Here is a 21,668-nt window from a genome sequence, read left to right as displayed (position 1 = left end):
TGGCTTGCCAATTCATGATTTACAAAAAGGCATGGTTTACAAAAATGTATGGCTTACAAATGCATGACTAACAAGTGCATCACACCAATGCCTCACACCCAATAAGCATTCACTAGCGTTAAAACGCGTACATTCTTTTATCAGTTGATAACTCGAAACAGTATTGCGCGTGCTTTTTAAGACATTCAAACACTTCTCTATCCAACTTATAGTTGTCTACGTGATCCGTCAAAATCGCTAAGGTCTGTTCTAACGTCATACCCGCACGATAAGGGCGTGACTGAGATAATGCTTGGAATACGTCCACCACAGCGACGATCCGACTTGGTTGATCCAGATCTTCCGCCGTTTTACCCATCGGGTAACCTGAGCCATCTAGCCTTTCATGATGATTAGATGCCCATTGGCAAACCTGAGGAGAACTAAACAGCTCCTGCAGTGCAAATCGAGTGTCCGTTGCATGGCGCTTAATGCAGCAATACTCTTCTTCGGTCAGTAAATCTGGCTTATGTAGAATGTCATTAGGTGTTTGCAGTTTACCTATGTCATGAACTAGACCCGCTAAATAGAGTTTACGCTGAGTTGTGTATGAATAACCCAACTGCTTGGCGAGATATTCAGAAAGCTGGCCAACCTTCAAAGAGTGCTTAAAGGTAAATGAACTCTTGGTATCAACAACATTAGCAATAAACTCGGCAAAGGCCACCGTCTCATCCAAAGACATTTGTTGAGAGAAGAACGGTACAGGTTCAAAGTTATCCCTCATGTTCTCGATATAAGGGATTTCCATCGAGAACCAAAAATCATCCAAATCAACCAACTCACACATATGTTGTACAAGGTTGGTTTCGAACATCTCATCCGCTTGTTCGGTCAAACGTTCAATAATGCTCACTTTTCCATCTGGTGTTAGGTTTCCGTAACGATCAGAAGAGGTTATGCCATATAGATAATCGACTCTATCGGCAAGCATTACGATTGCGGCCAGCTCTTTTTCTAGTTCACTAATGTGCATGCTCTTTAGCTCAAACCAAGGGGTGTGATGATAAAGAACTGGCTTAGCGAATATAGAAAGAACCGGGCACTCCTTTAAAATTTGATACCCCTTTTGGCAATGATGATAGCTCGAATCTGGAACAAACCCAGAAGTCAGGCTGAGCTGCTCATCAATTTGCGATACGCCACAGTCGTGAATTAACCCTAATGAAAACGCAAGTTGCGCCTGCTCTTCTTCCCATCCGACACTCAGAGCACATCGATACGCGATATAACCGACCCGCTGCCCATGATTTTTGCTTTCGAAGCCGACGTTATCAAGCGCCTTAGCAACACCAAATAGAGCCTTTCTTAGGTCTACGGTTACCTCTTGGCAATGTTGATTCATTATTTAAGCCTAGAATTTTTATATTTTTTATATATTTAGGTTGCTAATACTAATGCATAGGTAATGATTATATACACAACTATTGTAAGGTTTAATGAGTTTCGTGATAGAACTAACGTATCACGAAAAATTCGTGCCACAAGTGGTTGCATATTAAAAATCATGCGACATTATAGCCTGCCGACCGAAAGTCACTAAATTCATCAGCCAAAAGAAAAGGAAATACATGTTTAAAACGGTTATCGATAACGAACTATCCATCGCATTGGTTGAAGAGAGTTTCGCCACTCACTACGCCGAGATCTCACAGAACCAAAATGAGTACCTAAGCCAGTGGCTCGCCTGGCCGCCACATTGTAAAACCGAGCAAGACTTTAGGATTTTCATCCAGCGCTCTCTGCACGATTACGCTGAAGGCAAAAGCATGACATGTGCGATTGTGTATCAAAACAGTATCGTCGGTAACTGTAGCTTTAACACCATTGACCATAGCAAGCAAAAAGTCACGATAGGCTACTGGTTGTCTAATCCATATCAAGGTAAAGGGATTGTCACCCGTGTGGTCGAAAAACTGATTGATATCGCTTTCAATGAGTTAGATATGGAAAAAGTAGAGATATCAGCAGCAACTGGCAATCAAAGCAGTCGCAAGGTTTGTGAGCGCTTACATTTCACGTTAGAAGGTATTATAACTCGCAATGAGAACTTGAATGGCCGCATCATTGACCACGCGATTTATGGCTTGCATCGTTCACACGCCAACAACACCTAACCCTGATTTGTTATTTGACAAGTTAATGGTAGTAAATTGGTAAGTTGATATTAGTAAAAAGCCACGATATTTAATCGTGGCTTTCATTTTTTATGAGCCTAACTGACCCGTTACTTACTAGAAGTCATTTACGCTACTTTGGAATTACGATACTGAGCTTAGCTCCACCATGGTTGCTGTCGTCAATTTTGATATCCCAAGAAAGCTTTTTAGCCGCCGAAATCGCAATCGCGAGGCCTAAACCCAAACCACCTGTAGTTGACGTTCTGCTAGAATCCAAGCGAGAAAACGGAAGAAATACTTCGTCACGCCTATCCTCTGGTATTCCACAACCGTTATCTTCAATGAGAACTAGCCAATTTTCTGAGTTCTCATCCAGAGTCATCCATACTTTGTCTTGCGTGTAATTGCCTGCATTCTTAAGAATGTTATCAAACACCAAACGCGCCATCGAACAGTCGCATTTAATGGAGCAATCTTGCTTTACATTTGATTCGAAAGTCACGTTATCCAGTTCGGAGTAACGAATCCGGTCTAAACAATATTCAAATAAGTTGGCTCTTACTTTTACCAGTTCAAAGAAAGAGTTATCCATGACATTCAATTTCGACAACATGATAATTTCTGAAGTGAGCTCGTTGATATCTTCAATGTAGGTATCAATATCATCGAAAAGAACCTGCTGATTCTCGGGTGCTCCCCTTCTCAAAATATCGGTCGCTAGTTGAATTCGACTCAACGGAGTACGTACCTCATGAGGGATAGCTTGCGCAAAGATATGACTTTGTTTTACTTTGCTCTCTATTTCTTCAGCCATGAAATTAAAGCTTCTGGCCAATTCAGAAACAGGATGGACATCGTCCAAGTCAGATCGAGTACTGAGCTTTCCCTTACCAAACTGCTTCTGTTTATCAACCAATAGCTCTATTCTTTCTTGAAACCGCCTCACAGGTAAGTAAACACTTGCGCCAATCACCACAATGACAGCCAATAACAGCCCTAATAAAAAGTGCCTTTCTGAATCCTCATACCATTCAATCTCAGGAGAGAAAAAGTCCCCTACCTCACTGAACGCAAAGCTAGATTCTGAATTTGGCAACTGAAACACCGCCGAATAGAGATTGTTATCACTGAGGTAGATCGGCACACCGTTCAAGGTCGTATATAACTTACATCGTTGGCAAGGAGCCTCTCCCGACCAATTTTTCAACAGGCGTAAATTGAAGATATAAAATTGTTGGTAGCCTGTTCTATCGAGCTCTTTATATAGCGAGTTTTCCTGATGGTGTTGACGAACATACTGCTCAGCAAAGTAAATGCCATCATTAAGGAACGTTTCAATCTCGTCACGTCGCATGTGCCCTTCACCCAGGTTCAAAAACAAGAATATCGTCGCCGACATCCCAGTCACAATCCCAAGGTATAAACGAGCAAACATCGAAACTGAGCGAAGTTTCGTAGCAATGAACTTACGCAACCAGCATGTACCCTTTATTGCGAACCGTGCGGATCAATTGCTTGTCTTTTGCGTGAATACGCAGCTTTCGGCGTAAACCAGATACTCGCATATCAATCGAGCGGTCATTAAACGCATAGTCAATTCCTCGAAACAACTGACAACATTGATCTCGAGTGACGACCTGACAGATGTTATTAACAAGAAGATTTAAGATTTCAAACTCGGCAGAAGTAAGCTTAAGATTTTGCCCATACAAAGTGGCACTTTGAGCGATATTATTGACCACAATATCGCATTGCTTTTCAGGCGTATTTTCTGGCGCGATAGCAATAGGAGCAGCTCGACGTAATAACGCTTCAATTCGCGCCAACAAGGCATGGCCCCGAATAGGCTTTGCAACGTAATCATCCGCGCCAAACTTAAACAAGCTTACCTCACTCATTTCATCGGCAGAGGCGGTCAACACTAAAATTATTCCATTGTAAAACTCACGAGCCTGACGGCAAATTTGAGCGCCACTCATGCCTGGAAGCATCAAGTCCAGCAGAACTAAATCAGGTTCAATACTGCGGATTGCTTCAAGTGCTAAATTCCCTTCATGCACAACGCTAACATCGTAGCCTTCAGCTTCTAGGTAAAGCGTAGTTAAACGAGCTATCTCTTGGTCATCTTCGACAATGAGCACTTTGGTTTTCGACATTCCTATCACCAGTATTTATTAAAAGCGAGGGCAGTATATATACTGGTCATATATCATCAATGTTGTGATTCGAGCCTCATTTTTACCGTACGCAAAACATTGTAATCACTTTTGTACATACACGTTTACAAAACGCAGTGTTCATCCACCAGTGCTCATTGGTTTATGAGGCTTAACCATCAATAATTCGCTATTTGTAGTGTTTCAATTGCCTCTACAACGCTTACGTTTGCTTTATTTTCTTACTCGCACTTACATTTAAGGCGTTTACAAAACCCGATCAAATCAACCCTCCAAATAGTAATGACTTGGCGGTTAATATCACTGACAAATGACATATTTAGAGGTTTAAAATCCGACTCTAGCGTTCGACAGCCGAAGGAAATCGATCACTTTGTCCACCACTCAGTGTTTTGCATTTTTAGGACCGCGGCAGGCGCTATTAAGCAGTAACTTCTTCAAGTAATATTCATAACATTGATAACTTACTCCAGAGTTTGGTAATAACCACTACCTCAAAGGTCCCACTTTAAGATGATTAAACCGCTTTCACTGTTACAGACTGGCGCCGCTTCATTTTCAACTCAGTTAATAGCTGATAGCAATAAGCAACAAATAGTGAATCCGATTCAAGCGCAGGCAAATTCTTGGGTAACCATTCAGGTCGCACCAAAAATAACATTCTTCAAAAGATGGTCTTCAACTGTGAGTTCTATAACGCAGCACTTTCTATAGCGCTTGTTCTTCTTCAACACAGCTTCTTAGCAGTTGTTAAAGACCTCAATTCAAATTAATAAGCGCCTGCTGAACGCATGAGTTCGGTAGGCACTGTCCGACCAACACATCTGTTCACCGAGTTCAATATGATGACCAATTATCAACCTTTCGAGCATCTCAAGTGTCCTATTTGGATATATGACATTGATAATAAAAGAATAACTTGGGCAAATAGCAGCGCCCTCCCCCTCTGGGAATCTGAGTCTCTGTTTGAACTGACATCACGTGACTTTAGTGTCGAGATGTCAAAAGCGATAGAAGCAACACTGGAAGAATACCAAAGACAATTTCTACGTAACGAAAGCATCAAAACATGGTGGAACTTCACGCCAAACTACATTTCTAAACGTGCATTATGCCTATTTTCGGGGATCCCATTGCCCGATAGTCGAACTGGGATGTTGGTACAAGTCATTGCCGAAGAGAGCAGCCTAAAACACGACCTAGCTTGCTCTGATGGCGCAAATCTATCCCTTCTATTTGGTAACTCAGGAAACGTAGTGAGTGCTAACTCCGAATTCTTTCAAAACTATGGCTCACCGTTTAGTACCCTATCCGATTTCGTTTCAAGCGAGGAGGCGGCAGCACAATGGTTGTTTGCTGCGCGCAAAGGCCGCGAGATTTTAGAAGAAGTCAGCTGCGAAATAGATGGCAAAACCCATCACTTTGACGTTCAAGGAAAGTGGTTATTTGATAAGAGCGAGCTGCTGTTAAACCTCACCTGTACAACTAAACAAAAAGAAAAGTTGATCAAAGCCAGATACAACGCCGAGCACGACTGTTTAACTGAGCTTTACAACCGCCGAGGAATCACCAACCTTTTGGAAACCAGTATTGCCTATCGCTCGCCCTTTGAGTTGATGTTTGTCGACCTTGATGGCTTCAAATTGGTCAATGATACTTATGGACACAGCGTCGGTGACCAACTACTTAAGCAGGTGGGTGAACGTCTTAAACACCTCGTCGACGAAACGTGCATGATCGGTCGATTTGGTGGAGACGAATTTATTGTTATTGCTCACACCTGTCGAAATCATAATATCCCGCTACTCTGCTCTCGTATTATTGATGCCTTGAACAGGAGTTTTCACATCAGAGGGATTGGCACTTTATCCGTTGGTTGCAGCATCGGTACCGCTCATTTCCCAGATAGTGCCGTCGATCAAGAGTCACTTCTCAAGCAAGCGGGTATGGCGATGCATATTGCCAAGGCAAATGGACGAAATCGATTTCAAACTTTTACACCTTGCTTAGCACAGACCCTTCACCGCAAGGTAGAGATCCGTCATCGACTCACACATGCCTTAGAGAACGACGACCTCAACCTTTATTACCAACCGATAATGAACATTAACAGCGACAAAGTGAAAGGATTTGAAGCCTTACTTCGATGGTCGGACGAAGAACTAGGTAACATCGCTCCTGACGAGTTTATTACCTTAGCGGAGGAAAGTGGGCAAATAGTTCCGCTCGGGAAGTGGGTTCTCAATTCCGCACTCAAACAGTTATCGATGTGGCAACGAGAGTTTAATAATGAGTTGATGATGAGCATCAATATCTCAAGCATTCAGATGCACGCTACCTTTGCCGAACAGCTATCGGCAATGCTGAACTTCTACAACATCCAACCACAAAGCATTGCCCTTGAAATCACAGAGTCTTCCATGATCTTCAAGCATGGTGAAGTCAGACAAGCTTTAAGTGATATATCAAAATTGGGCGTAGAACTTCACCTTGACGACTTCGGTACAGGGTACTCCTCACTTTCAATGTTGCATGACCTGCCAATTAGCACCGTTAAACTCGATAAAAGTTTTGTCCATGGCTCGCACAAAGGGAGCAAAGCAATAGTCCAAGCCACCCATGCTATTTGCGACAAATTGGGGCTAAAAGTAGTTGCTGAAGGCGTCGAAACCGAAACGCAAAAAGCGTTCTTAATCGATTGCGGATACCAGTATCTTCAAGGGTTCTTGTTTAGTAAGCCCATCCCGTCAAATGAAGTCGAAAGACAATTTTTAACGGGTCGATTAATAAACATTTAAAAATTTATTTATCAACAAAGAAGTAGATTCTGGCAGCAATGCCGAAAGAGTAGCTGCTATCTCTTTTGACGCAGACAACTACACCTATTCACCTGAAGGTGACTTTTGTCAGGTACTCTATCAACCAGAAAAAGAACCTCAAATCGTCGTACTTGATGGCGCATGTTAAATACTCAACGATTGTAATCATTCTGGAGTTAGTACTAAGCCATCGAGACAGATCTTGGAATATCATGTAGTTACGATAACATTTGTTCAAAAACAATACGAATAGGGCTAACTTGTTGCTATTTATATCTTTAAGTGCTGTTTACCATATAACACTAGATTAATTCATATCTTATTTTATATAATTAGCCTATAACGATCTACATAGGTGCATGTCTGATATAGATATCAACAGTGTTTTTATTAAATACCTTTCATAAACAGATAGGTGTAAATAGCACTCTCGCGCTATTTAAAGCTTCCTACCTAAACGTTTCATTATTTAACAACACGCAAAAATAAAGATAAAGTAAACTCAAAATACAATATTATCAATTCCATCATCTAGCCATATAATTTAATGGCTAAAATCATCTCTCAATTAAATAAATATTAATATCACATAAATTGGCATAATCTAATTTTATCTTGAAAAATTCTGATAAATCTTACACATCAATAAATTGAATGAATACCATTAAAAGCTACATTAGAAACCTCTAAACCCAGTAGCTAAACCTTGCGCATAGAAGCTATGAAATGGATAAATACCAAAACAAATGGATAAATCCTCTTAATCCCTTGTAAATCATTGGCTTTCATTTATAAATTCAGCTTTTGGGTGAACATCTCCATAACCTTTCATTCAAACCCAAATTCTGCGATTAGTATCAACACCTTAAGAGAAAATGGTGACATTTTAGTTATATTATTTGGAAAGGACTCTTAGGTTGAATGAAAATCCCAGCCAATACACATCAATCACATAAATATAATAACTGTCGCTTAGGAGTTGAGCCATGCACTGTTCTTTCAATATAAACAACAATAATGAGAGCTTGCAACTGATCTACAATGAAGAAAAAATATATATAAAGAACAACAGTAATAAGATATCAGAGGAAAGTCTTAATAGTAAAGAGAGTTTTGTATTCAAATACCTTATTGAGCACTCATCAATATCTAGTCCTCAATCTGCACGAGATGTTGAAGAGTCTTTTAAATTACATTTTGATGAAGAGTTTAGTTTATATGCACTAAAAAACATCATCGCCTCAATAAGAAAGAAGTATCGAAACTTATGTAAAAAAGCAAAGATAGATAATAATAGCGAACTTATCTCTAACCTTTATAAGGTGGGTTACTTCATCGATCTCGATAAGAGCTCTACAAACTGCGTCGCACCAAAGTACGACATCAATCAATTCAAGCCCAGTCAGATAGAAATGTTGAAGATGATGTTCAACACTTATCATCGAGAGTTGATTAAGGCTCTGATAACCGTGTTCAGCATCTCTTTATTTTTCCTCTTCGTTATCTACTTTTTCCAAATCCTTTATACGACGAAGATTGCAGATGAATACAGCGAAAACACCAGACATATTGCAGAAGAGGTCATGACCTATGGTTGCGATAACCAAGGAGCAGTACACTCATTAAGGCACTCTCTCAACCTTGATTCTGTCATCATGACCACGTCTTATGGTTCATGCTATATATCCAAAACACGCTCGAAAATGGTAGACCTTGATAACGTCGATGACTTTTACGATAGTGCCGATTTCGCTTATTCACGTTTCGTCGATACTAAGCGTGACATTGACCTTACTGTACGTATTTCTAAACGCTCTATTGAAGCTAGGTACAATAACTCATTGTTACCTCTGTTAGTTGACTCAGTCTCTATTCAGAAGAATGGTTATTACATTCTAAACCTTGGTGAAGAAAGTAAAGCTATCTATCAAACACTTCTACCAACCGGTGCAACCATCACCTTCTTCAGTGACGATATTATCGCACTGTGGACCGCGCTTTCTCTGATTCTCGCCACACTGCTTTATCGCTCCTATATTCTAGGTTTTGTGCTCTACCTATTTCGTTGGAAACACATCTCCTTTGAGGAAGAGCCCATAATCAACACTGAAGACAACAGCGTTCTGTATTACGAGTTGCTATCTCGAGTTCGTAACGTCGGTGTTTTAAGCTTCATCAACACCATGAGACGAACCAATTTACTCACCTTCCACACTATCTTACTCATCGAGACGGTCAGAAAAGCCAAATTACACAACAGCCATGAGATCTATGGTGTCAACGTGTGTCCGAGTGCGTTAGTGGGATCTAACTTCGCAAGACTCAGAGAGCATTTAGCGGCAATGGAAGCGAATGAATTTGTCGTCGAGATTACTGAATATTCGAACATTGGCTATGGATGTGAGGTTATCGATAACATTAATGATATCAAAAAGCTTGGTATCACCATTGCATTGGATGACTTTGGTACGGGTAATAACAACATCGAAATCATCAATGTTATCTCTCCTACCTATCTAAAACTGGATCGCTGCTTTGTTAAGGATATCGAGTCAGGAGAGCACCACCAGGGTGTATTGCTTAATATCTCAGAGATTGGACGCTTATCAAATATCACAATGATCTATGAAGGTGTCGAGACGCGCAGACAACAATATATCTTGTGTCAATTGGGCTACAACTTGCATCAAGGTTACCTGTATAGCAGACCCAGTAAATCTGATGAGTAAAGCCTCCCTATTTGAAATGTTGATAAGCAACGATTTTCCATTCAAATAACGACCTCTAATACAACTGCTTGAGAGCCGACAAGGAAGTGGGCTTCAAGTCCCCTATTCCTACCAAACATTTTTATCTAGACAATAAAATATCCTAATACGTTATATAAAAACCTTGCCAATTTGAATAAATAGGATAGTGTTATACACATGTATATCACCATGCAGTTTTAATTATGACCGAATGGAAAGACGACCAACCGATCTTTAGGCAACTTGCCACCAAGATCAGTGACCAAATTCTTCAAGGTGTTTGGTTAGAGCAACAAGCATTACCCTCTGTGCGTACGGTTGCTGCCGATCTTAAGATCAACCACCTTACTGTCATGAAAAGCTATCAGTTACTGGTTGATGAAGACTTAGTCGAGAAAAAACGCGGCCAAGGCATGTATGTGGCCGAAGGGGCACTTCAAAAATTGAAAGAGTCCGCACATCAATCATTCATCAACACACAGATCCCAGCCATCGCTGAGACGCTAGGCATAATTGATATGAGTGTCGAAGAACTCGTGAAACAGCTAGAACAACATATAAAGGACAAGTCATGAGTACTTTACTTTCAGTGAAAAACGTAACCAAAACCTATTCAAATCAAGTGGGTGTCGAGAACATCAGCTTTGAGTTAAAGCCGGGGCAAGTGCTTGGGCTGCTAGGTCACAATGGCGCAGGTAAATCGACATTGATCAAATCACTGCTTGGTGGGCACAACTATCAAGGTGAGATTGAAGTAAATGGCTACCACCCTATCCACCAGCACGCTGAACTCATGTTGCACTTATCGTACATTTCAGATGTGAACGTATTGCCTGAGTGGATGACAGTAAAGCAACTACTTCGATACACACAAGGCGTTCACCCAAGCTTCAACAAGCAAAAAGCAGAACAAACGTTAAGTAGCACCAACATTAAACTGTCTTCAACGATCAAACAGCTTTCTAAAGGGATGAAGGTACAGCTTCACCTTGCGATTATCATCGCGACCGACACTCAGGTGTTGATCTTAGATGAGCCAACGCTAGGTCTAGATTTGCTCTACCGCGATACTTTTTATCGCCACCTCCTAGAGTGGTTCCATGACGGCGAACGCGCGATGATCATCGCCAGTCATGAAGTTTCAGAGATTGAACACCTATTAACGGATGTGTTGATTCTGAAACAAGGCCATTGTGTGCTGCAAAAGAGCATGGAAGACATCGAGAACGACTATTTCATTATCGATGTCGCAAACAACCACTCAAGCGAAATCCAGAAACTCAACCCACTGACCTCACAGCCTGGGCTAGGAACCACTAAGTGGTTATTGGAAGGCCAATACAAAGCGCAAGTTGAATCATTGGGTAACATCTACAACGTTGGTCTCGCAGACCTATTCCTTGCAACACAGACGGAGAAGGCATAATGCACCCAACTTTTTATATGCTAGAAAAAGAACTGATCGAGCACAAAATTAACACTCGATTACCTCTATTTATCGCGTTATGTGGTTTCTTACTGTTCGTTAGTTTGTTTTTCAATGGCGCAGCGCAGCATGAGTTTTTCTTCCAAATGGAAGTGAATGGTGACGTGAGCGACATCCACAGAGAGTTCGCACAAGACCTCAACTCAGTGATCTACTTTGGTGCTGGCCTTATTTCACTCATACTTTCGACGCTTTACATCCCCAAAACACTGCGTAAAGAGCGCCAAGAAGGCAGTTCGATGTTTTGGAGAAGTATGCCAGTATCCAATGCAATGACTCACGGCGTGAAGCTAGGCTTCGGTCTAGTGGTTATTCCGGCTATCTGCGCGCTATTAGTTCTATTCGCTGACTTCCTGTTTTGGGTACTGAACGTTTCAAGCGAACAACAATTGGCATTGATAGTAGAGCAGCAATCACTGCTTTATGTGCTGAGCAATTGGTTGGTGTTCTTTGGACGAATGATGCTAATTGCGTTAGTTCTGCTGCCATTAGCAACGGTTACTCTGGCGATTTCACAACTGGTAAACTCTCCATTGCTTGTCATTTTCATCTCAAGCTATGCGATTAAGTTTCTGTCTGTCGCCGTGTTGGGATTTTATGGCATCAATGACTTCTTCTCTCTCATCGCTTCACTGCCGATGAATCTACTCACAGCAAGCAATCCATTCAGCGTGATTGCAGAAGCGCCGGTTTTGTCTTTGGGTATTTATGTACTGATTGGTGTTGGCGGCTATCTGCTGAGCCTAAAGCTAAATAGAACGGACGATGTGAGCTTGAAGACGCTGTTCCAACGATAGAGTCACTTATTCTGAGCCCTCAACGGGTAACCAAATCAGATATCAAAATCTAAATCAAAGCTTCTGAGAAATCGGGAGCTTTTTTATTGGCTGCTGTTTTATTGTTAGGTGCTTTGAATTATAACAACGGTTTTCGTGATAGAGGCAAAGATACGGATTGGTGGTTGGTTTTGGTTTTGCTTCAGAGTGCTGAGTGAGGATAAACTAGGAGGTATTAATGAGCTGACATTAAATTGCATTATTATTAATGCCTGCCAGCTCTTTGGGGGATGATTTCTTTAGTCGCCGACCAGATGAAGGTCCTTGAGAGCGCTATTGAAATCGGTTTGTTGCGTTTCACATTTGATTAAGCTGTTCAGCTTTTTTAAAGCTTTACGATTTAAAGCTTATTTCTTTGAAGCTTCTTTCGCTGTGTCTTTCCAGTATTGGATGCGAACGCGATGAAGCTGTGCTCTTCTCATTTTTTTCATAAGGGATATTTCCTTTTCTTTAACTGCTCTTCATGAGCTATTTTTATTGCCAACTATTCGAATCTAACGGTGTTTGACGGCCAGATCAATGATACAAATCACAAAATATATAGAGTTTTGAGTACCATTTACATCAAAGTATGACCTAGTTATCAACTATGGCTCAATTCAATCTCTTAAGCCGTTGTTCGAAATTTAGATTAGTTATCTCAGATGACAAATTCATTTCAGTATCAATACAGTTCAGTGATACGTATTTAATAGACCGGACTAACACGGATTTAGTTCCCAATAATTTGCCTTTCCTGCTCCTGCCATTAACTGGCCTTTCTCACGTAATATTTGTCTTTCTTCCAATTATAGTGACAACGTAACTAGCGTGCTTTTTGTATTGACTATTTTTTATTCCACAGGCCTATACGACACAAACTCAAAATGGGATTATGTTTGTAACGGAAGAGCTTTTAATAGAAAAAGACAGTAATGGATAAAATCAAATGGACGTGATTATGAGTAAAGTCATTCTACAAGGGCATATTCTTGTGCCAGACAACGACCTAGAAGCCGTCACACAAGCGCTGGTTGTTCATAAGGAACTCACACTCTCAGAACCCGGTTGTATCGTGTTTCGAGTCAGTCAAAGCTCACTTCAACCTAATCGTTTTGAAGTTTATGAAGAATTCACTAGCCGTGAGGCGTTTGAAGCGCACCAACAGCGAGTAAAAACTTCTGAGTGGGGTGAAATCTCCAAGAACGTGACTCGTCATTATCAAATAACAGACGTTACTACTTCATAAATGTCCGAGCTATTAGCCGACCGCATAGCCAGGCTGATCAAACAAGATCCCTTGCGAATGCAGGTTTTAGACTGTATCGCTCAGCTGGATTTACCGCAGTGCTATGTTGCTGCGGGCTTTGTAAGAAACCTCGTTTGGGACTACCTACATAACTATGCTTCCCCGACTCCACTTAATGATATTGATGTGATCTACTTTGATCCCAGCGATACCTATTACGAATCGGCTCTTCGATACGAGGTTCAGCTTCAAGAGTGGTTACCTGAACTCAACTGGCAAGTTCGCAATCAAGCCAACATGCACACCAGAAATGGGGATGGGCCTTACCAAGGTTCATTGGATGCGATGCGTTACTGGCCAGAGAAAGAAACCGCCGTCGCCGTAAAGCAAAGCCCGACAGGAGAAATCGAGTGTATTTCCGCTTTTGGTTTAGAGAGTTTGTTTGATTTAAAGATCACACCGAACCCCAATCGCAGCAAAGACGTGTTTGACCAACGAGTTCAATCTAAAAACTGGTTAACTCATTGGCCCAAGTTAACGATTGGTCACAGTTAACTAGCTTTCGAATTCAAAGCTAAAACCATTGACTAAATCGAGCTAATTCAATTTCACTCGATAAAGCGGATTGACTGGCTTATCGACAAAATACGACCAAATATGATCGTAGACGGCATGTTGGTTGGGGAACGGCGCAAGTGTTTTCGCTTCCTCTAAATCGCACCAGCGGTACTCTGTATGTTCGTCATTCAGTTCAATCGTTTGGTTGGGCGGGCATAGCACCGCAAACACTGGGATTAGCTGAATCACATTAACGTGAGCCTCGTAAAACTGCTCCAGAAACTGCGCATTATACAAAGTTTTCACTTTAATTTGGGTCTCTTCTTCAAACTCGCGCACGATAGCCTGCCAGCCTGTTTCACCTGCTTCAATTGAGCCTGCGACATGGCACCAAAATTCGCCTTTCACACGCTTCATTAATAACATTTTCATTTGTCCGTCGATCTCTGAAATAGCGACACCGGATACAATCGAAGTATTGAGTGGAATCATAACGTTACCTTAGATTGAACAAGAGGGCGGCAAGGCTACCACCCTTCGTTTGTGAAGTTGTCTTCTATGATTAAAAACGAGAGGCCACTCATCAATTAATGAAGTTCAAGCAATAACTTATCGGTTCAGTGTTAACCATCTCGCTTAGCTATCCAGTAATAGAACCATTTCTTATTTGAGGCGCTTTTCGATAAAGAGTAGAATCGCCGCCTTGTACTGTGTTTAAAGCCTTTAAACATACACAGTAGACTCACAAACATTTATCACCACGATATAAGTATTAAGACGACTATGCACTCATCAAACTCAACGCACGACTCAGATAACGGCCACACACCTGAGCATTGCTTCACCCGCTTTCAACAGCCGATCGAGTCATATTCGTTGCCTGAGCGTTTCACATTCCCGTTCTACTACGAACCGCACCCACTGTGTGAAATCGCCTCTCATCAGCTTCAACAATATCTAGAAACTCAAACCGACTGGCAGCATGACTTCGGCTTAGATTCTGACGCAGGCCGCGGCAAGATGTTTGGCGTGTTGTTGGTGAGAAGCCCAGAAGGTGAATTGGGTTACTTCTCTGCTTTCTCTGGAAAAATCGCCGACCAAAACCTACTGCCTCACTTTGTGCCGCCCGTATTCGACATGTTGAGCAGCGACAGCTTTTTCCATCAAGATACAGCCGATATGATGGCTGTGAATGCGAAATTTAAAGCGCTACAAGCGAACGCTGATTACCTTGAACTGTGCGAGCAACTGGCACAACAAAAAGCACAGGCAGAACAGGAGATCGAAGCGCAACGTTTGTTGATTATAGAAGGCCGAAAAACACGTAAAGAACAGCGAGAACAAGGTAAAGAGAACCTTGATGAGCAAGCTTTCGAGCAGCTAAATAACGAGCTAAACAAGGCTAGTGTTGCCGACAAAAATCAGCAAAAATATCTTAAGCTCAACTGGGAACAGATCTTAAACGAGTTACAAATCAAAGTTGATGTGTTTACTAATCAATTAGTTGAACTAAAAGAGCAAAGAGCGCACCTTTCTCATCAGCTTCAACACAAACTGTTTTCGCAATATGCTTTCCAGAATGCGGAAGGTAACATTGAGGATCTTAACCAGATCTTTGAAGACACCCCCAACAAGATACCACCAGCAGGCTCTGGCGAATGCGCCGCTCCTAAATTACTTCAGTACGCTTATTTGAACGGTTACACACCACTGGCGCTTGCTGAATTCTGGTGGGGTCGTTCCCCGAAATCAGAAATCCGTAAGCACAAGAAATACTATGCATCTTGTCAGAGCAAATGCGTTCCGATTCTCGGCCATATGATGAAAGGCCTTGAGGTGGATCCGAACCCATTATTAGAAAACCCTGCGGAAGGAAAAGACCTCGATATCTTGTTCCAAGATGAGCACATCGTCGTGGTACATAAACCAGCAGGTTTTCTATCCGTACCGGGTAAAACCATCAAAGATTCGGCCTACACTCGTGTTCAAGAAATGCATCCCGATGTTGAAGGGCCATTTGTTATCCACCGCTTAGATATGGCCACCTCTGGCATCTTGATATTCGCTCTTACACGACGCGCGAACAAAAGCTTACAGAAGCAATTCATTACTCGTGAAGTTGAAAAACGTTACGTGGCAATGATAGAAGGCGTTTTAGAGCAAGATGAAGGTTATGTTCGCTTACCACTCCGTGGAGATTTATACGATCGTCCTCGTCAGATTGTCTGCTTCGAACACGGCAAGCCTGCTGAAACGAAATGGGAAGTGATTGAGCGAAACCAAGACACCACCAAGGTTTATCTGCACCCGAAAACGGGCCGCACACACCAATTACGTGTTCACTGTTCACATGAAGAAGGGCTTAACATGCCTATTTTAGGTGATGGATTGTATGGAAACAAAGCCGAACGACTGCACTTACACGCAGAAAGGCTTGCTCTGCACCACCCAGTAACCAAAGAGTGGATGGAGTTCCAGTTCAACGCTGAATTCTAAAATCTCTCATTAGTACCGAGCTTTAAAAGGAGTCACACCGCTTGTGGCTCCTACCTCTTTTGGGTATATCTCCACGCTTATTGCACTACATCAAGATTCACTTTGTTGTGAAGAGTAGCATGCCCACCTTCTTCTCTCCTTGAGGCCTTTGATATGTCATCAGCTGCTTTGAATTTGCACCACAACACACAAACTTCTTCTTTGATAACTGCGCAAGCACCAAGCTTGAAACCACTAGCAACCAAAAAGCCTAATCTAAATTTGGCAATGCTAAGTTTAATTGAAGAAGTTAAAAACGAACTCCCACTTTACGAATCGGAGACGTTTATCTGTGGGCCAAAAGGAAACTGCTCGGGTTGCTCTAAGAAGCTACTAGAGATGGTCGACAGTGAGTTGATGTACTGGGAGCACAGTATTTCAATTGGCCAAGGCCCCAACTTCGAAGAACTGCGCCGTTTTGGTAAGCTGTGCAGTAGCGTTAGACGTGGTTTGGAGCGAAACGGCTTGGTAGAAAAACGCTCAAAGAAAAGATAACCAGCTAATTCATAGCTGCTACAACCTTTCGATAAGCATTACAAACTATCGATCCGCATTACAATCTATCAATCATCATTGTAATCTAACCTAGTCACTAACAGGTTGAACTCGTTCACTATAAGAGTGATAATATTTTGTAATACAATAAGTACCAAGACAAGCCATTAGAGATTTTCCGCCAAGTTCTTGAGCAAATCCATTCTTCATGTCTAGCGTGTCTTAAACCTTCTGAAACCAACACACATCCATTAAAAACCCTTTATGGGATAGCGGGGAATACCTTGAAGCAACCACAACCAATACTGGGTAAGACCGGTATGCTATTTTTCCTCGTCATCATCAGTGCGTTTCCTCCATTGACCATCGACTTGTATTTGCCAGCCCTTCCGCAAATGGTTGAAGTGTTCAATACCGACCAATCGATGGTCAACCTAACCCTGAGCAGCTACTTCGTGACCTATGCGGTTGGCCTGTTGTTCTGGGGACCGCTCAGTGAAAAGTTCGGGCGTAAGCCGATTCTACTCATTGGCATCGCAAGCTATATGGTGGCGAGCGTCTTATGTGCCATGACCAATAGCATCGAGCAGTTGATTGGTGCTCGTATATTCCAAGCCTTTGCGGGCAGTGCTATCACCGTTATCGCAACTGCCATTGTGAAAGACCTTTATGACGGCCGAGAACGCGAAAAGATCATGGCGACTATCATGTCGTTGGTGATCATCGCGCCGATGGTCGCACCTGTATTTGGTGCTTTCCTGCTGAAAATAGCGTCTTGGCGAATGATGTTTGTCACGCTCGCCATTTTTGGTGCATTTGCGTCAGTATTAGCTTGCTGCTACCGAGAAACACTCGAAAACAAATACCAAGGTTCTATATTTCGCTCATGGGGAAGAATGGGCGTGGTCATGAAAAACCGCTCGTTCGTCAAGCTGCTGGTCATTTTCTCTATCATACCGATGGCGTTGATGGGTTTTCTTGCGGCGGGTTCTTATATCTACATCGATCACTTTGGATTGACCGAACAACAGTTTAGTTACGCGTTTGCATTCAATGCATTATGTGCCTCATTTGGTCCAACAATTTACATGAAGTTGTCCTACCGAATGCCGGTTCAAAAGGTCATCTCAGGATGTTTCGCTTTGCTGGCGCTTGCGGGCATCTTTACCCTAACCATTGGTGACCTGTCCCCTTGGTTCTTCATGTTCATCGCAGCACCAGCGACATTAATGGCGATCATCATGCGAGTACCGGGTACCAACTTGATGTTGAACCAACAAGATCATGACACGGGCTCTGCCGTCGCACTGATACAGTTCTTCAGCATGATTTGTGGTTCGCTTGGCATGGTGTTGGTTTCAATCCGTCCAGATTCACTGATTGAAAACCTAGGCTTTATTCAATTATCCGTCGGTACGCTAGGCGGCCTGATGTGGTTGATGGTCAGAAACAAAGAGTTCGTGACTAAGAAGCTGAATTAAGCCTCTCCAAGATGCTCACTGACAGTACGATTCAAGAAGCCTGAGGAATAGTGACTATTAAAAATCATTCCTCAGAGAGAAATCTAGAACGAAATCTTGATGGTGTTAAGCCAATGATTTTCATAAAGACCTTACGAAAGCTATTTACGTCCTCATAACCAACTAGGTAGCTGATCTGCTCAACCGGCTTATGGGAGCTTTCCAATAACTCGCATGCACTTTGAATACGTACGTGTTGGATATAGTTAATCGGCGTAAAGCTGGTCGCCTTGGTAAATTGACGAATAAAGGTTCTTCGAGTCATGAACGCTTCTTCAGCCAATTGATCAAGGGACAACGAAAGGTGATGGTTCTTTTGAATAAAACGCTGCACCGACACAATTTTGTCATTACCGTGAGCATAGTTCGGCACAAAGCTATGATAGTAACGTTGCTCTCTCAACCCCGTATCAAGCACCAAATATTTACCTAGATTACGAGTGTTGGTCGGTGTCGTGTATTTGGTCAGGATAAACAAAGCGAGATCCATCCACGACATCAAACCACCAGCGGTCATCACATCCGCATCATCAATCAAGATTTTGTCGATATCGACTGCGATCTGTGGGTAAAGCTCCGTAAACTTCTGCTGCGCTTGCCAGTGCGTGGTCACGGTTCGCCCTTCTAACAAACCTGCTTTTGCCAAAATGAACACGCCTGCACAAGCTGAGCAAAGTATCGCCCCCCTTTGGTGAGACTCAATCAGGTACTCAAGCAAGGTGTCACTCGGCTCTAGATAGTAACAACCATCTAAATTCGGTGGGAGTATGATGATATCGGTGTTCGATACGCCAACACTGTCATGCGCTTGGATCTGAACGTTGAATTGAGTCTTCTCAGCCGAAGGTTCAAGAGAATTTGCCATCTGCAGAAACTCTTTCACGCCAAACACGGCACTTTGCAGAGAGCCTGGATAGTCGATGATTTCGACCATTACTGATTTTGTCACTATTGCCATAGAGTCTGTCATTTTTGACGTGCGCTAAAAACTACAGAGTATTCATAATATCCCTACACCGCAATACACCAAATACACCAAATACACCAAATACAAAGGTATAGACTATGAAGAACACTGCACTACTACTTATCGACTTTCAAAATGACTATTTCCCTTCATACGAGGGGGCAAAATGGGCGCTGTCTGAAACAGAGAAAGCAGCCGAAAAAGGTGCACAGTTATTATCCGCTTTCAGAGACAAGCAACTTCCTGTGGTTCATGTACGTCATGAGTTTCCGACGAATGATTCTCCTTTCTTCTTGCCAGAATCAGACGGTGCTCAAATCCACAGCAGCGTGACTCCGCTAGAAGGCGAACCTGTTATCGTAAAGCATCAAATCAATAGCTTTAGAGACACCGAACTGAACAAGGTGCTAAAAGAGCAAGGCGTTGAAAAACTGATCATCGTTGGCGCAATGAGTCACATGTGTATTGATGCTGTGACTCGTGCAGCAACCGATTTGGGCTATGAATGCCACGTAGCGCATGACGCTTGCACAACCTTAGACATGGAGTTCAATGGCGTTCAAGTTCCAGCAGCGCATGTCCATGCCGCATTCATGGCTGCACTGAGCTTTGGTTACTGCAATGTCGCAACAGCCAATGAGCTTGAAAGTCTTCTTTAACAAGTAAGCCGAAATTTTCAGTCTGTTCATTACAAACACAAAAAAGGCTCCTATTCAGGAGCCTTCTTATCAAAGCGAGTTACGACTGAGTTTGGTCAATTACTACTAGGCTTTAGCAACTTGACGTGCTGGGTGTTTGATAAACACAGCAACCACAGCTACGATTGCCAGAGCAAAACAGTAGTATGAATTAGACACGATCTCTAGAGGCGATAGGTTAAATACCGAACCTAATAGCAACACTTGTGCACCATAAGGCAATACACCTTGAATCACACAAGAAAAGATATCCAATAAGCTTGCAGAGCGACGTGGAGATACATCATTCTCTTCCGCCAGTTGGCGAGCCACGCTACCAGATACAATGATCGCTACTGTGTTGTTTGCAGTACACACGTTAACCATAGACACCAAGCCAGCAATACCTAGCTCACTCGCACGGCCATTGGCTTGCTTAGAGTGAGAAGAACCAAATGCACGAATCAAAGCGCTCACTAAATTAGTCAGAAACGCTAATCCACCTTGACGACGCATCAACTCACTCAAGCCACCAATCAGCATCGACAGTAAGAAGATCTCTTGCATGTTGCCGAAGCCTGCATAGATATCTTGAGCGTAATCCGTTAAACCGTAGTTCTCAACAGAACCTAGGCTCACGCCACCCGCCAGTAAGATACCAATCGTCAGCACAACGAATACATTCATGCCCGATACAGCAAGAATCAAAATAGTGATGTACGGAAGGACTTTCAACCACTCGATTGGGCCAGTTTCAGGCACTTGAGTTGCCGTGCTGTTGAAAGCAAAGATAACAATTGCGATAAGTGCAGCTGGAAGTGCAATGCGGATGTTCTCTTTAAACTTATCTCTCATCTCACAGCCTTGCGAACGTGTCGCGGCAATTGTGGTATCAGAGATGATAGAAAGGTTGTCACCAAACATCGCGCCACTTAAAACAACACCAGCCGTCAGTGGAATGCTCATACCTGCTGAATCTGCAATGCCTAGTGCCACAGGGGCAACCGCAGCGATAGTACCCATTGAGGTGCCCATTGCTGTCGCGATGAAAGCTGAAATTAGGAAGATACCCGGTAGGATCATGCTTGTTGGAATCGCCGATAACCCTAGGTTTACCGTCGCGTCGACACCACCAGAGGCTTTGGCCACGGCCGCAAAAGCACCTGCCAATAGGTAGATCATACACATTGCAATAATGTCTTTGTGACCTACTCCACCTAAGAACTGTTCGATAGCACGGTTCAATTTATCTTTGCTTAGCAACAACGCTAGCATCACCGCAGGTAAAGCCGCAATCGGCGCTGGCAGTTGATAGAAAGCGAAATCGACACCTTGTAGCGACAAGTACGTGCCCACGCCAATAAACAGCGTTAGGAAGACAATCAGAGGGATAAGTGCAACTGCAGAAGGTGCAATTACAGCATTAGAATTTTTTGAATTAGACATGGAACGACAACGCAA

The 21,668-nt window shown here is 42.6% G+C and carries 18 protein-coding genes and 1 pseudogene; 13 read left to right on the top strand and 6 right to left on the bottom strand.

Features of this window, described 5'->3' with window-relative positions; translation table 11 throughout:
• Positions 1-118: 118 nt before the first annotated feature.
• The gene (locus tag BCU75_RS07395) at positions 119-1,384 is read right to left on the bottom strand and encodes an HD-GYP domain-containing protein (RefSeq protein ID WP_076676370.1); all 1,266 of its coding nucleotides are present in this window, start codon (positions 1,382-1,384) and stop codon (positions 119-121) included.
• 226 nt (positions 1,385-1,610) lie between these two features.
• On the opposite strand from BCU75_RS07395, the gene BCU75_RS07390 reads away from it, so the two are divergent.
• Positions 1,611-2,156, top strand: coding sequence for a GNAT family N-acetyltransferase (locus tag BCU75_RS07390; protein WP_102466701.1), 546 nt, complete (start codon positions 1,611-1,613; stop codon positions 2,154-2,156).
• Between the two features lie 133 nt (positions 2,157-2,289).
• Here the strand turns inward: BCU75_RS07390 and BCU75_RS07385 are convergent, their stop codons facing one another.
• Both BCU75_RS07385 and BCU75_RS07380 read right to left on the bottom strand, forming a co-directional pair.
• On the bottom strand, positions 2,290-3,633 hold the full coding sequence (locus BCU75_RS07385) for a sensor histidine kinase (protein ID WP_102473392.1): 1,344 nt from the start codon (positions 3,631-3,633) through the stop codon (positions 2,290-2,292).
• Positions 3,626-4,315, bottom strand: coding sequence for a response regulator transcription factor (locus BCU75_RS07380; protein ID WP_076676364.1), 690 nt, complete (start codon positions 4,313-4,315; stop codon positions 3,626-3,628). Before BCU75_RS07380 ends, BCU75_RS07385 begins: the two co-directional genes overlap by 8 nt.
• 812 nt (positions 4,316-5,127) lie before the next feature.
• On the opposite strand from BCU75_RS07380, the gene BCU75_RS07375 reads away from it, so the two are divergent.
• The 8 genes and pseudogenes from BCU75_RS07375 to BCU75_RS07340 all read left to right on the top strand — a co-directional run bounded on the left by BCU75_RS07375 (position 5,128) and on the right by BCU75_RS07340 (position 14,010).
• Positions 5,128-7,134, top strand: a complete 2,007-nt coding sequence (locus tag BCU75_RS07375; RefSeq protein WP_102473391.1) for a putative bifunctional diguanylate cyclase/phosphodiesterase — start codon at positions 5,128-5,130, stop codon at positions 7,132-7,134.
• Between the two features lie 10 nt (positions 7,135-7,144).
• Positions 7,145-7,303, top strand: a pseudogene (locus BCU75_RS24545) (type II secretion system protein); the annotation flags it as partial.
• Positions 7,304-8,141: 838 nt separating this feature from the next.
• Positions 8,142-9,884, top strand: a complete 1,743-nt coding sequence (locus tag BCU75_RS07365; protein ID WP_102473390.1) for an EAL domain-containing protein — start codon at positions 8,142-8,144, stop codon at positions 9,882-9,884.
• Between the two features lie 224 nt (positions 9,885-10,108).
• Positions 10,109-10,480: a GntR family transcriptional regulator gene (locus BCU75_RS07360; protein WP_102473389.1), complete on the top strand. Its 372-nt coding sequence runs from the start codon at positions 10,109-10,111 to the stop codon at positions 10,478-10,480.
• Positions 10,477-11,331 (top strand): ABC transporter ATP-binding protein, encoded by an 855-nt coding sequence (locus BCU75_RS07355; protein WP_065105320.1) that lies wholly within the window; start codon positions 10,477-10,479, stop codon positions 11,329-11,331. The genes BCU75_RS07360 and BCU75_RS07355 overlap by 4 nt, the downstream gene beginning before the upstream one ends.
• A complete protein-coding gene (locus BCU75_RS07350) occupies positions 11,331-12,188 on the top strand; it encodes a hypothetical protein (RefSeq protein WP_102473388.1) in 858 nt (285 codons plus the stop codon). Before BCU75_RS07355 ends, BCU75_RS07350 begins: the two co-directional genes overlap by 1 nt.
• Positions 12,189-13,167: 979 nt before the next feature.
• On the top strand, positions 13,168-13,455 hold the full coding sequence (locus BCU75_RS07345) for a putative quinol monooxygenase (protein ID WP_102473599.1): 288 nt from the start codon (positions 13,168-13,170) through the stop codon (positions 13,453-13,455).
• Entirely contained in the window at positions 13,456-14,010 is a 555-nt protein-coding gene (locus tag BCU75_RS07340; RefSeq protein WP_102473387.1) for a nucleotidyltransferase family protein, read from the top strand.
• Positions 14,011-14,052: 42 nt separating this feature from the next.
• Here BCU75_RS07340 and BCU75_RS07335 read toward each other — a convergent pair whose 3' ends face one another.
• Positions 14,053-14,505: an NUDIX hydrolase gene (locus tag BCU75_RS07335; protein WP_102473386.1), complete on the bottom strand. Its 453-nt coding sequence runs from the start codon at positions 14,503-14,505 to the stop codon at positions 14,053-14,055.
• A 291-nt stretch (positions 14,506-14,796) separates the two neighbouring features.
• Between BCU75_RS07335 and BCU75_RS07330 the strand changes: the two genes are divergently transcribed.
• From BCU75_RS07330 to BCU75_RS07320, 3 genes are all read left to right on the top strand, one after another.
• Positions 14,797-16,509, top strand: coding sequence for an RluA family pseudouridine synthase (locus BCU75_RS07330; RefSeq protein WP_102473385.1), 1,713 nt, complete (start codon positions 14,797-14,799; stop codon positions 16,507-16,509).
• Between the two features lie 153 nt (positions 16,510-16,662).
• Positions 16,663-17,043 (top strand): hypothetical protein, encoded by a 381-nt coding sequence (locus BCU75_RS07325; RefSeq protein WP_102473384.1) that lies wholly within the window; start codon positions 16,663-16,665, stop codon positions 17,041-17,043.
• A gap of 320 nt (positions 17,044-17,363) precedes the next feature.
• On the top strand, positions 17,364-18,524 hold the full coding sequence (locus BCU75_RS07320) for a multidrug effflux MFS transporter (protein ID WP_102473383.1): 1,161 nt from the start codon (positions 17,364-17,366) through the stop codon (positions 18,522-18,524).
• A gap of 64 nt (positions 18,525-18,588) precedes the next feature.
• Here the strand turns inward: BCU75_RS07320 and BCU75_RS07315 are convergent, their stop codons facing one another.
• Positions 18,589-19,521 carry a GlxA family transcriptional regulator gene (locus BCU75_RS07315; protein WP_102473382.1) on the bottom strand — a complete coding sequence of 311 codons (933 nt, stop codon included), beginning with the start codon at positions 19,519-19,521 and terminating at the stop codon, positions 18,589-18,591.
• Between the two features lie 107 nt (positions 19,522-19,628).
• Here BCU75_RS07315 and BCU75_RS07310 point away from each other — a divergent pair, with 107 nt between their 5' ends.
• Positions 19,629-20,189: a cysteine hydrolase family protein gene (locus BCU75_RS07310; protein WP_076676336.1), complete on the top strand. Its 561-nt coding sequence runs from the start codon at positions 19,629-19,631 to the stop codon at positions 20,187-20,189.
• A 105-nt stretch (positions 20,190-20,294) separates the two neighbouring features.
• Here the strand turns inward: BCU75_RS07310 and BCU75_RS07305 are convergent, their stop codons facing one another.
• Positions 20,295-21,653 carry a Na+/H+ antiporter NhaC family protein gene (locus tag BCU75_RS07305; protein WP_102473381.1) on the bottom strand — a complete coding sequence of 453 codons (1,359 nt, stop codon included), beginning with the start codon at positions 21,651-21,653 and terminating at the stop codon, positions 20,295-20,297.
• Between the last annotated feature and the right edge of the window lie 15 nt (positions 21,654-21,668).

Origin of the sequence: Vibrio splendidus (genome assembly GCF_002873455.1) — a bacterium.
Taxonomy (GTDB): Bacteria; Pseudomonadota; Gammaproteobacteria; order Enterobacterales; family Vibrionaceae; genus Vibrio; species Vibrio splendidus_J.
The sequence above is the reverse complement of the archived record's forward strand: the minus strand, read 5'-3'. Positions and strand labels throughout refer to the sequence as shown.

Excerpts from the sequence above, each read along its gene's own strand:
- BCU75_RS07345 (WP_102473599.1), top strand. The coding sequence starts at position 13,168 with ATGAGTAAAGTCATTCTACAAGGGCATATTCTTGTGCCAGACAACGAC.
- BCU75_RS07395 (WP_076676370.1), bottom strand. The coding sequence starts at position 1,384 with ATGAATCAACATTGCCAAGAGGTAACCGTAGACCTAAGAAAGGCTCTA.
- BCU75_RS07340 (WP_102473387.1), top strand. The coding sequence starts at position 13,456 with ATGTCCGAGCTATTAGCCGACCGCATAGCCAGGCTGATCAAACAAGAT.
- BCU75_RS07320 (WP_102473383.1), top strand. The coding sequence starts at position 17,364 with ATGCTATTTTTCCTCGTCATCATCAGTGCGTTTCCTCCATTGACCATC.
- BCU75_RS07360 (WP_102473389.1), top strand. The coding sequence starts at position 10,109 with ATGACCGAATGGAAAGACGACCAACCGATCTTTAGGCAACTTGCCACC.
- BCU75_RS07305 (WP_102473381.1), bottom strand. The coding sequence starts at position 21,653 with ATGTCTAATTCAAAAAATTCTAATGCTGTAATTGCACCTTCTGCAGTT.
- BCU75_RS07390 (WP_102466701.1), top strand. The coding sequence starts at position 1,611 with ATGTTTAAAACGGTTATCGATAACGAACTATCCATCGCATTGGTTGAA.
- BCU75_RS07315 (WP_102473382.1), bottom strand. The coding sequence starts at position 19,521 with ATGGCAATAGTGACAAAATCAGTAATGGTCGAAATCATCGACTATCCA.
- BCU75_RS07380 (WP_076676364.1), bottom strand. The coding sequence starts at position 4,315 with ATGTCGAAAACCAAAGTGCTCATTGTCGAAGATGACCAAGAGATAGCT.
- BCU75_RS07375 (WP_102473391.1), top strand. The coding sequence starts at position 5,128 with ATGAGTTCGGTAGGCACTGTCCGACCAACACATCTGTTCACCGAGTTC.
- BCU75_RS07325 (WP_102473384.1), top strand. The coding sequence starts at position 16,663 with ATGTCATCAGCTGCTTTGAATTTGCACCACAACACACAAACTTCTTCT.
- BCU75_RS07335 (WP_102473386.1), bottom strand. The coding sequence starts at position 14,505 with ATGATTCCACTCAATACTTCGATTGTATCCGGTGTCGCTATTTCAGAG.
- BCU75_RS07365 (WP_102473390.1), top strand. The coding sequence starts at position 8,142 with ATGCACTGTTCTTTCAATATAAACAACAATAATGAGAGCTTGCAACTG.
- BCU75_RS07310 (WP_076676336.1), top strand. The coding sequence starts at position 19,629 with ATGAAGAACACTGCACTACTACTTATCGACTTTCAAAATGACTATTTC.
- BCU75_RS07355 (WP_065105320.1), top strand. The coding sequence starts at position 10,477 with ATGAGTACTTTACTTTCAGTGAAAAACGTAACCAAAACCTATTCAAAT.
- BCU75_RS07350 (WP_102473388.1), top strand. The coding sequence starts at position 11,331 with ATGCACCCAACTTTTTATATGCTAGAAAAAGAACTGATCGAGCACAAA.
- BCU75_RS07330 (WP_102473385.1), top strand. The coding sequence starts at position 14,797 with ATGCACTCATCAAACTCAACGCACGACTCAGATAACGGCCACACACCT.